Source organism: Okeania sp. SIO2F4 (assembly GCF_010672385.1).
Classification (GTDB): domain Bacteria; phylum Cyanobacteriota; class Cyanobacteriia; order Cyanobacteriales; family Microcoleaceae; genus Trichodesmium.
Genome location: NZ_JAAHGT010000306.1, coordinates 1 through 9848, shown reverse-complemented (window position 1 = coordinate 9848; position 9848 = coordinate 1). Strand labels below are relative to the sequence as shown.

The 9848-nt window shown below is 37.1% G+C and carries 9 protein-coding genes and 3 pseudogenes; 5 read left to right on the top strand and 7 right to left on the bottom strand.

All coding sequences use genetic code 11. The annotated features are described in order from the left end of the window. Positions 1–432 precede the first annotated feature (432 nt). From F6K22_RS19410 to F6K22_RS19400, 3 genes are all read left to right on the top strand, one after another. Entirely contained in the window at positions 433–561 is a 129-nt protein-coding gene (locus F6K22_RS19410) for a hypothetical protein (RefSeq protein WP_293101339.1), read from the top strand. Between the two features lie 503 nt (positions 562–1064). Then, the gene (locus F6K22_RS19405; protein WP_168186274.1) at positions 1065–1205 is read left to right on the top strand and encodes a hypothetical protein; all 141 of its coding nucleotides are present in this window, start codon (positions 1065–1067) and stop codon (positions 1203–1205) included. Between the two features lie 551 nt (positions 1206–1756). After that, the gene (locus F6K22_RS19400; protein ID WP_293101328.1) at positions 1757–2710 is read left to right on the top strand and encodes an OmpA family protein; all 954 of its coding nucleotides are present in this window, start codon (positions 1757–1759) and stop codon (positions 2708–2710) included. 266 nt (positions 2711–2976) lie between these two features. Here the strand turns inward: F6K22_RS19400 and F6K22_RS19395 are convergent, their stop codons facing one another. The 4 genes and pseudogenes from F6K22_RS19395 to iscB form a co-directional block, all read right to left on the bottom strand. Beyond that, on the bottom strand, positions 2977–3294 hold the full coding sequence (locus F6K22_RS19395) for an asparagine synthase-related protein (protein ID WP_293101326.1): 318 nt from the start codon (positions 3292–3294) through the stop codon (positions 2977–2979). A gap of 42 nt (positions 3295–3336) precedes the next feature. After that, on the bottom strand, positions 3337–3741 hold the full coding sequence (locus tag F6K22_RS19390) for a hypothetical protein (protein ID WP_293101323.1): 405 nt from the start codon (positions 3739–3741) through the stop codon (positions 3337–3339). A gap of 152 nt (positions 3742–3893) precedes the next feature. Then, complete coding sequence (locus F6K22_RS19385; protein ID WP_293101320.1) at positions 3894–4193, bottom strand: hypothetical protein; 300 nt, start codon at positions 4191–4193, stop codon at positions 3894–3896. After that, positions 4171–5453: pseudogene (gene iscB, locus F6K22_RS19380) on the bottom strand (RNA-guided endonuclease IscB). The gene F6K22_RS19385 and the pseudogene iscB overlap by 23 nt, the downstream one beginning before the upstream one ends. A 766-nt stretch (positions 5454–6219) precedes the next feature. Here iscB and F6K22_RS19375 point away from each other — a divergent pair. Continuing rightward, complete coding sequence (locus F6K22_RS19375; protein ID WP_293101317.1) at positions 6220–8049, top strand: ABC transporter ATP-binding protein; 1830 nt, start codon at positions 6220–6222, stop codon at positions 8047–8049. Between the two features lie 47 nt (positions 8050–8096). Here F6K22_RS19375 and F6K22_RS19370 read toward each other — a convergent pair whose 3' ends face one another. The 3 genes and pseudogenes from F6K22_RS19370 to F6K22_RS42245 form a co-directional block, all read right to left on the bottom strand. Next, entirely contained in the window at positions 8097–8576 is a 480-nt protein-coding gene (locus F6K22_RS19370; RefSeq protein ID WP_363273933.1) for a zinc ribbon domain-containing protein, read from the bottom strand. 37 nt (positions 8577–8613) lie between these two features. After that, positions 8614–8892, bottom strand: a pseudogene (locus tag F6K22_RS42250) (transposase); the annotation flags it as partial. A gap of 265 nt (positions 8893–9157) precedes the next feature. Beyond that, the gene (locus F6K22_RS42245) at positions 9158–9430 is read right to left on the bottom strand and encodes a helix-turn-helix domain-containing protein (RefSeq protein ID WP_363273931.1); all 273 of its coding nucleotides are present in this window, start codon (positions 9428–9430) and stop codon (positions 9158–9160) included. 60 nt (positions 9431–9490) lie between these two features. Here F6K22_RS42245 and F6K22_RS19360 point away from each other — a divergent pair. Then, a pseudogene (locus tag F6K22_RS19360) lies at positions 9491–9634 on the top strand (transposase); the annotation flags it as partial. Positions 9635–9848: the final 214 nt, after the last annotated feature.

Here is a 9848-nt window from a genome sequence, read left to right as displayed (position 1 = left end):
GAACAGGATGCCCAAAGCCTTTAGGCTTAGGTAGCAGAGGCTTGAGTATCTCCCCCATACGAATCACTCAGGTCGCTTGGGTATGGTTGACGTTTAGGGTTAGCGATCGCAGGTAGACGACTCATTAGTTATAATATGGAGCAACTATACTCAACAATAACACCTCATTTGACTAGGAGCAACTTTCTTTAGATTCTCTTTATGAATCAGCTCTTATTCTTATGTTGTACGGACGTTTTGCTGACGCAAAGCTCCGCTAACGCTGCGCGACATGAAACGCATTTTTGCCTGTGCAACGTCCCTACCTCCCCACACGGATCACACGGACCACACGGACCACACGGACCACACTTCCCCACCCGATCGGGTATAGCATTCTTTTTGAGAAATGGTCTTATTATACCTGAGTAGAAGTTACAAAAAAGAAAAAAAATGCCTAACAAAAAACTATCCTTGGAAATTTCAGAATCTCTCTATGAAAAATTAGAATACCTATCTGAATTAACAGAAGAACCAATTCAAACTCTAATTATTAGAATTGTTGCCATGAGAATGCCATAATTACTGAGAGAAACTCAAGAGTTTAATCGACTTTTAGATGCAATTACTCCAGAACAACTACATAGTGAAATTTGTCTAGAAAAGGTAGTATAGCAGTCGGAGCAAAGGTTAGGACATTTCTCAATGCTGAAACCCTTTGACAGTTTACTGTTCCCAGTTAAGTGTTCCCTATTCCCGATTCAAGTAGAGCTATAAGTGAAAAATTCTAATAACTCAGATTTGTATATTCCTATTTAATCAAACCAGAATTAAGGAAACAATTTGAGTCTTATATCAGTCAAAGAACTATTAACACAAATTATAAAACCTTGGAATTATCCAATAACTGCCTCAAATATGACAACTGATAACTGATAACTGAAATGACCATTGCCAATCTTTATTATTATTTTAAAATTCGAGACAAATCCGCCACAGAAGTATGAGAAAATACAGTAACAACATAGACATATTTCTCGAAATTCTCAGCTAAAATAAAAAGCAGAATTTAGGAGATAAATATCATGTCTGACCTCGACCGTGGAATAATGAAATTTAAGGGAGCAGATACTCCCAGCGCGATCGCTATTTCTGCGATTATTATCTTAGGTGGTATAGTCTTTCTCCTTTTGTGGGGACTTAGTACCGCTTATACAGTTGGTTAATTAATACTAATCAAAACTTTCTAGAGACGTTCCACAGGAACGCCTCTAACTATTCCCAGGATACAATAGTTGTCGGTTTATTAAAAAATTTCCAATTAAAATCTAATCATTATACAGAATTATTAATCTTCCACTTCCTCAGTGAGAAAACTAAATTTGCATACCAATTCACTTTCAAGATGTCACAAATACTTTCAAACTTTGGATGTGAAATAATTCCCGGAAATTACTGTAGCGTCAAAGTTTTTAGTCTATAAAATCCTGATGCATGACTTTTGACTTTTGAATGGGTGACTTGTGTGAAACAGAATAGCATTCTACTGTTTCAGCAGAGCCAAATTCAATGGAATATAAAGAACTTCGGAAAAATACGTTACACTTTATATCCTTTCTCATAAAATCCTGTTATAAATAAGGGCAAGAATCTTAATATCATAACCATTACTAAAATTTGGTTTATTAAGCAGATTCTATCAACCTCGATCATTAGATCGTCAGATTAGTTCAATAAAAGTAATAATACCAACCTAGTTTGGAGCTATATTTTAGATATGAGCGCAGAAAAAAAAATAGATAACCAACAAGTTTTAGGTCCTACAATTTTAGCAGCGTGTATGGGCTTTATGATTATTTGCGCTTGGGCTTTTGCTAGTCCTAACGCTTTTAAACGCCCCACTATTGATGTTCAATTAACTGAAAATGTAGATTCGGAAAATGTAGATTCTCAAACAGAAGAAATTCAAGTAACAGAAACCCTAGAAACTGAGACAACTACAACTAATACTGAACCAGACTCTTCAACTACAACCACAGAAACAGAAGACACCGAGACAAAAATTGATGCATCGACAGATCGACAGTCAGAGGTAAACACAGAAACAACAACCTCTAGCGAACAACCCACTACTGATACGACAGAAACAACAACCTCTAGCGAACAACCCACTACTGATACGACAGAAACAATAACCTCTAGCGAACAACCCACTACTGATACGACAGAAACAACAACCTCTAGCGAACAACCCACTACTGATACGACAGAAACTACTACTAACACCGAAACTATACAACCAACTGCTACATCACAACCCGAACCTGAGACTCCCACTGCTACAACAGACATAACGACAACATCTCAGTCACAAGGAAAATCTTTGACTCAACCAAAAACTCTAGGTCAAGTCAAATTTGGTTTTAATGAAGTTGAATTACCTTTCACAGCAGAGCAAACTATAAATAGTCTCATCTCAGAAATTAAGGAATACGATCCTAATAAAGTTGCCATTAAAGTTGAAGGTCATACATCTAGGGTTGGTGATGCTCAGTTAAATCAACTAATTTCCCAAGACCGAGCAAATGCTGTGGTCGAATATTTAAAAGGGCAGAATTTACCTTATCAGGTTGTTGGCGAAGGAGTAGGTTATTCTCAACCACTTCCTAATACCGATCCTGCTGCTGATGTAAACCAGCGCACAGTAATTATTTTGACACCTGCTAATTAGGTGAAAAAACAGAGGGTGGGAAGTGTGGGGAGTGTGGGGAGTAAGAAACTCCCAAAAAGTTGATTCAACACTTACTTCCCCCTTTCCCTATATTTCCTCTCTCTAAGACTGTTTTCATTTATTCAGCAAACCCTAATTAATTTTGTAATTTCCCGATCAAATTAATATTAATTCTTGACCAAGAAATAAGGTTTATCGATGGAACTTGATTAATCATACACCAGAAAAATTATTACCGCCTATTACCCCAAATCAAAATTTAATCCCTAATTCTGAGTTAAATAATTATAGTTTTGACCCCCTAGTTGTCTGTCAAAAATAGGACATTCGGCACCAAAATGAATCGAATAAGTATGGATTTTGTCTTGATTAAATTTAGCAGATAAAGCAGTAATACAACTAGAATCTAATCCCCCAGATAAATAAATCCCAATAGGTTGTTTTTCGGGTAAATATTCTCTGATCATCCCTTCTAACTCTTGTCTTAATCTATCACTATGAAACTCCAAGGTTTCCTGAGAATATTTAATATTTTGTTCTGGTTGCCAATAATAATTAATTTCTCCCGTCGGTAGGGTTAACACTGAACCAGGACGTAATTCTTTGACTCCATTCCATAAGGTATTTTATCCAGGAATAAACGAACAAGTTAGATAATCCCTAAGTGCAACTAAATTTAATTCTTTTGAATGAAAAGGTAATAAAGTTTTCAATCGAGGTGCAATATAAAAATTACCACCTTGTTGACAAAAATATAGAGTCCTACTTCCCACTCCATCCCTGACTAAAAAGAAATTTTGTTCTTGCTTATTCCAAATAGCAAAAGCAAACATTCCTTGCAGTAAATTAAGACAATCTATTCCTAATTTAGACCACAATTTAAAAATGACTATGAACTCATTTTTAAATTCATACTCGGAGTTTAAATCCAGTTCAAAATATAATTGAGTTTGATTAGTTAACCAAATATCACCTATGATAAGTAAATGCTCTTCTTGATAGCAAAAATATCTAGTATTATTTCCATTCAATTTATCTGTAATTAAAAAATTATCAGGAATTATGACACGACTATAGCTATTGAAAACAATATGCCAATTAGGAATGAAATTAATATTTAACTGATTACTGTTGTGAGAAAAAATTTACTGAATTTGGAAAATAACATTGATTTTTAACCTGATTAATCAAATGTTTGAGGGAGTAGGTAGGGACTTTCTATATAACGTCTGTACAGAGTAGTAATTCTGGGGAATAGAATAGAAAAGAAGAAAAATAACTGTACCTCAGTAACTTGAAAAATGCTATAGTTATAATTGAGGTTTATACAGTAAAGAAAGCTACTCAACAACACAAAGTCAGAGATTACTTTGAAATTTTGACTTGCCTGTAGCACTATACCGTCTGCCTTCTGCTGTAAACTTAGCTGTCGCGATCGCAACTCTGAGAAAAAATATACTTCAATAGGAGTAATTGTATCCATCTCGTCTATGGACAGGTTGGATATGGTTTCGAGACACAGACAAAATTTTATCCCCCTGTCGGATATCAAAACTGCCTTTGGTTCTCACAGTTTTAATCCTGACTCCTTTTAACCCAGCATTTTTGCCTTTGACTACATTGATAATGTCCCCAGTTTTCCAACCTGGTACAGGTTTTTTGGCCTTGTAACCAATCCGAGGAAAACCATATTTATCCATCTGTACCATTTGTCGGCAACCATGTCCCATTGCTGTGACAACTAGGGGTTGAGAAGTCAGCATTGTTAACTTTTTAACTTCACCAATACAAGCAGCATCTATCCAATGTTATGCATGGCAAATTCAACCGACGACGGTTATATTTAGTATCAGCACCACTACCAGTAATCACAGGTAAACCTGTTGCTTTTAAAGTTTCAAAAATTTGGGTACGAGTTGAATTAACTGCAGCAGCATCTTTTAACGGCGTTTTGGCAACCTTTAGAACGCGAGCTAGTACAGACGGTTTATTGTTCAGAAATTCCTGAATATCCATAGCACCCTTATCCTGGTTGCATTGATGGCAAGCTATGGCTAAATTAGATACCCGATTACTGCCTCCCTTTGAGCGTGGGACTATATGTTCAACTTCTAAGGGTGTATCTGTTGCCCCACAATAAGCACATAATCGACCCCACTTCTCTAGTAGATATTCCCGGACATCATAACCAAATAGTTCACCTTGTTGATACTCAAACCCAGAAATTTCTGGGTTCTGTATTTTCTGGGTGTCAAACTTGACTAATTCCATAGCTAAACTACTTACCGGACTTAGTTTACAAAGTCTATTAACCCAGGTTTCTACAGTCAAAACCCGATGCCTTAAACTTGGTGGTAGCCATCCTTTTTTTCGTTTGCGGTTGAAAAATCTGCACTTACGGTAGCGAGTTTTTCGCGCTCCGGCGACCTCGACGAAGAATTCGCCGTCGCTCCAAAGCGTTTTTGATTTGCTGACCGCGATGGATTAAAACCATTGCAAAGATAACTTCTTCATTTTGGGTTATCAAAGCAAAGCCTGTTTGTTTAGAACCAGGGTCAATTTTTAATTGCAAGCCTTGATTTTCAAGAGCCACCGATTTATTCAGAATTATTGTGAATGGGTAGCGCTTAAAAACTTTGGCTTTGCCAGCTTTTAACAAAGACCTCGCCATGGCTGGTTTGCATGGTGCTAGGGGTTTTTTCCTTCCATCAAGTACGAATATATAATTGCTTGAATTAGACATTTTTGTGTCCCTCCTACAAAAAGTGTAAAGTTGGCCTCGTCCAGTTATTTAAGCTTTTTAGGTTCGGCACACTAGCAAATTAATGAATAATGAGAGAAATTTTTAATTAGGGTTTGCGTATGGAAAGTATGCATGGTTGAGGTAGGGAGTAGGGAGTAGGGGCGAAGAGCAAATCGCCCGTACAGGAAGGAGTAGTTAAGAGTCTTGATCAATGGGAGTTATAGAGAATGGCCGTTCATAATAGTCAAAGTGATTTTTCTGACTCCCATTACCCTACAATCCTCACTTTTTCAGCTCGCTAAATCGAAAAGCTCGAACTTTTTGAGGGCTTAAAATTGCTCAAAGCTTTATCTATAAATACGCGCGATATTTAATCAGCCAGCACTAATTATTAACTATTAATTAATAGTTAATAATTATTCAACTAGCTTTTCAAATCTCTTTGCCTGTTTAATACCGAACAATAGGGGTCAGAACTGGCCGCGCATCCCGACGTATTGTGAGCCAGTGCGGTCTTGGGGTCTCCCCAAGTGGAGCAACTGGCGAACCCTTTAGGGTGATTAAAATAACGTTTACTTGAAAAAAGTGGGCTGGACTAACCATTTAAACACAAAATTTGCGTTTTGATTAGATTTGTGGTTAGTCAACTATAACGATCTGGTTTTTTCATCCAAAATCTAAATCGGGAAATTTTCACTTTTATATTACAAAAGTATTATTGTTGTATTAACATAAATAGCTGTGGTTCTAAAATTGAAATAGAATTATGGCAACTTTCAGGGACATAATTAAATACTACCAGGCATACTTGCCACTTTCCATATCCAGCATTGGAGCATCAAGTGCCCTAGAACTAACAGACCTCATAGTTCCTTATGCCATTGGCCAGATTTTGAATGTACTCTCAGGACGTTCCACAGACTGGCCAATGCAACAATTAATTAGGGCAATTGCCAACTTAACCGGACTACCCACTAATCAACTATTATCCCTATCAGTGCCATTAGGACTAATATTTTTAGTCAGCATCACCAAAGGTCCAAGTATGGCTTGGCTAGGGCATTGGTATCATTGGGTAGTTCCCCTCAAAGCACGTCGAGATCATTTCCAAAAAGCCGTCCAAAAAATTCTCACCCTACCCCTAGAATTCTACGACGAAAATAACCCTGGACGTATCGCCAACCGTATTTCTAAAGGAGTCTTAAACCACACCTGGACTTACCCAGAAATTGCAGGTATTTTAATCCCCAAATTAGTGCGGGTATTCGGCATTTTTATTGTCATCTTTTTAATAGAATCACGAATTGCTCTTTTATTCCTTGCTTCATTTATTTTCATCCTGAGTTTTACTCTCAAAAGCCTTCAATATATTGCCAAAATAGAAATCGCTTTTGATAAATATGAAGAAAACACAGAAAGTCACAACTCAGAAATTATTACCAATATAAAAACAGTCAAAGCATTTGCCACAGAAACTCAAGAATTGCAAAGACAAACTACTCGAATTAACCGCGCTCTCAAAGTTGTTATAGGTAGAATTCATAAAAGCTATGTCTGGCTATCAATGTATCAGACAAGTATTGTTGAATTTTGCCTATTCTTCATTCTAGGTTTGACATTATTTGCAACATTATCTGGTGAAATTTCTCTAGGATATTTTGTAACTATATACACTTTAGCAAGCATGGCTTATGCAGAAATAACTCCCATCAGTCAATTAACTGAAGAATTCGTCCGTCGCTATGCTTCCATGATTCGTTTCCATGAATTTATGCAATTACCTATAGGCTCTGATGCTGCTAATTTAACAGAAGCAATTGCCAAATCGACAGATATTAATCCCTACAAATTCACAGGCAAAGTTGAGTTGGAAAAATTGAGCTTTGGTTACAATCCCAACAAGCCAGTTTTAAAAGATATCAATCTCTTAATCACACCTTGTCAAACTATTGCTTTAGTCGGAAAATCTGGATCAGGAAAATCTACTTTAGTCAAATTACTATTCAGATATTTTTCACCAAATCAAGGCAAAATTTTAATCGATGGAGAAGATATTAATAGTCTTGATATTACAGGTTATCGACGTCGATTAGCGATTGTGCATCAAGAGGTAGATATATTCAATGGCACTTTATTAAGTAACCTAACTTACGGTAATCCTCAAGCCACTTTTGAGCAAATTAAAGAAGCTTGTAAAATTGCTAAAGCTGATGAATTTATTCAACAAATGCCTCAAGGTTACTACACAGTTGTCGGTGAAAGAGGGATGCGATTATCCGGCGGTCAACGACAACGTATAGGAATAGCTAGAGCTTTGTTAGTAGACCCAGATGTACTAATTTTTGATGAGGCAACTTCTAGTTTAGACTATGAAAGTGAGCGAGCTATTCAGTTAGCAATGCACGATATTTTTGGGACTCGCACTACAATTATTATTGCCCATAGACTCAGTACAGTACGGGAGGCCGATAAAATTGTGGTACTTGACCAAGGTAGAATTGTTGAAGTGGGTAGCCATGAGGACTTATTGCGCCAAGAGGGTATTTATCACCGACTACATTCATTGCAAGAAAGTGCTAGCAGGATAGTGGGTTGAACTTTAGAATCATTGACATCCTCCCCGGCTGTTAGGCACGGGGATTCCTACCGAGCCATAGCTCCTCGGCGGGTTGACGTTTCACTGACTTCTGCTACCTTAACGGTAGTCTTATGTTTGCCTCCACGTCCGTTTTTTGTCTCGGACTGCCCGCCCGCGACTAATATATTTCTTGCTGCGTTTTCGTCTCTATCATGTTTACTGCCACAGTTTAGACACTCCCACTCCCTAACTGAAAGGTCTAACTTTCCACCTTTAAAACCACAACATGAACACTTTTGTGATGTTGGTTCCCACCTGCTAATTATTCTAAAATCACGACCGTATTTTTCAGCAATTCCATCTAGGAATGTTCGGAAAGTTCGCCATCCGCGCATCAGAAATAGCTCTGGATAATTTACGGTCTCTTGGTGCGCGTTCCCTCTCTTGGTCGGCATTCCCATGGCGAGGAAACCTCGCCGGGTTCCGACCGCTTGCGACTTTCGTCGTCGCGGGGTCGCACCGCTTTTTAAGCATTCCAGAAACATTTAAGTCTTCTAAAACAATTGTTTGGTTTTCACGAATTATTTTAGTAGATAGTTTATGAAGAAAATCTGTCCTTGTATCTTTCAGTTTGCCATTAAATTTTGCAACTCTTAGCCTGGCTTTTTCATATCGTTTAGAGCCTCTAGTTTTATCAGATAATGACTTACTTAATTTTCGTTAGCGCAGCTCCTCTGAAAGAGGCTACTTCTTAATGCGTTTCTTGAGCGGTTTTGGTGCGTCAACTTTTTCTCCATTACTCAAAGTAGCAAAAGTTTTGATTCCTAAATCTATACCTACTGAATTATCAATTTGAGGCAACTCTTCTGGCTGTATTTCTACTACAAAACTAAGAAAGTATCTATTAGCTGAATCTTTAATTACTGTTGCTGATGATGGAGTAGCAGGCAGATCTCTTGACCAAACTATTTTCAGCTTTCCAATCTTGGCGTTGCTAGGAACTTTGTCCTGACCAACTTTAAACCCTCCTTTCGTAAACCTAGCCGTTTGCTTCGATTTCCTTTTTTTAAATTTAGGAGGTTTAACAGGTTTACCTTTTCTATGGCCTTGAGTTGATTGAAAAAAGTTAGAGCAACGCCTGGTTTAAATCATTCAAAGATTGCTGCAATGGTATAGCAGAAACCTCTGATAGCCATTCTCTATGTTCAGTCTTTTTAGCTTGAGTGATAAACTGTTTTTGTAGTTCAGATAAGTAAGGTTTCTTCTCTCTTTGAGCGTGCTTTTCTTTGCAGCAAGCTAGGCTATCATTCCAAACTACGCGAACACAACCAAATAGTTGCGCTAACTTGGTCTGCTGATATTTAGTTGGGTATATTCTATACTTGTATCTAGCCCTCATCTTGAATTTATTTTTGGTCTGTATACTATAACTCTAGCATAGTTGAATTTGGTATGCAATATGTTAAGACAAGAAAGACATAGTATCTCAGACTTAAAAGTACATTTGGTATGTGTGACTAAATATCGGAAAAGTGTATTTACAGCAGAAGGATTAGAATTAATCAAGGATTCGTTTGAGACTGTAGCTAAGAAGATGAACTTCAACAGGACTTACGCAAAGACACTATATATAGCGTATACTAATCTATGCCATCGGACTAAATATTGTAGCGATCGCTTCCAGTTTTTCTCTCGATCAAATATTCCTAAAAAAAGTTGATTTTATGCTTCATTTCTCCACTCTAAAATTCAAAGTATTTTGAATTTTATTGCTGGATACTTAATTTCATTTATTCAATAATTTGATCATAATTCAT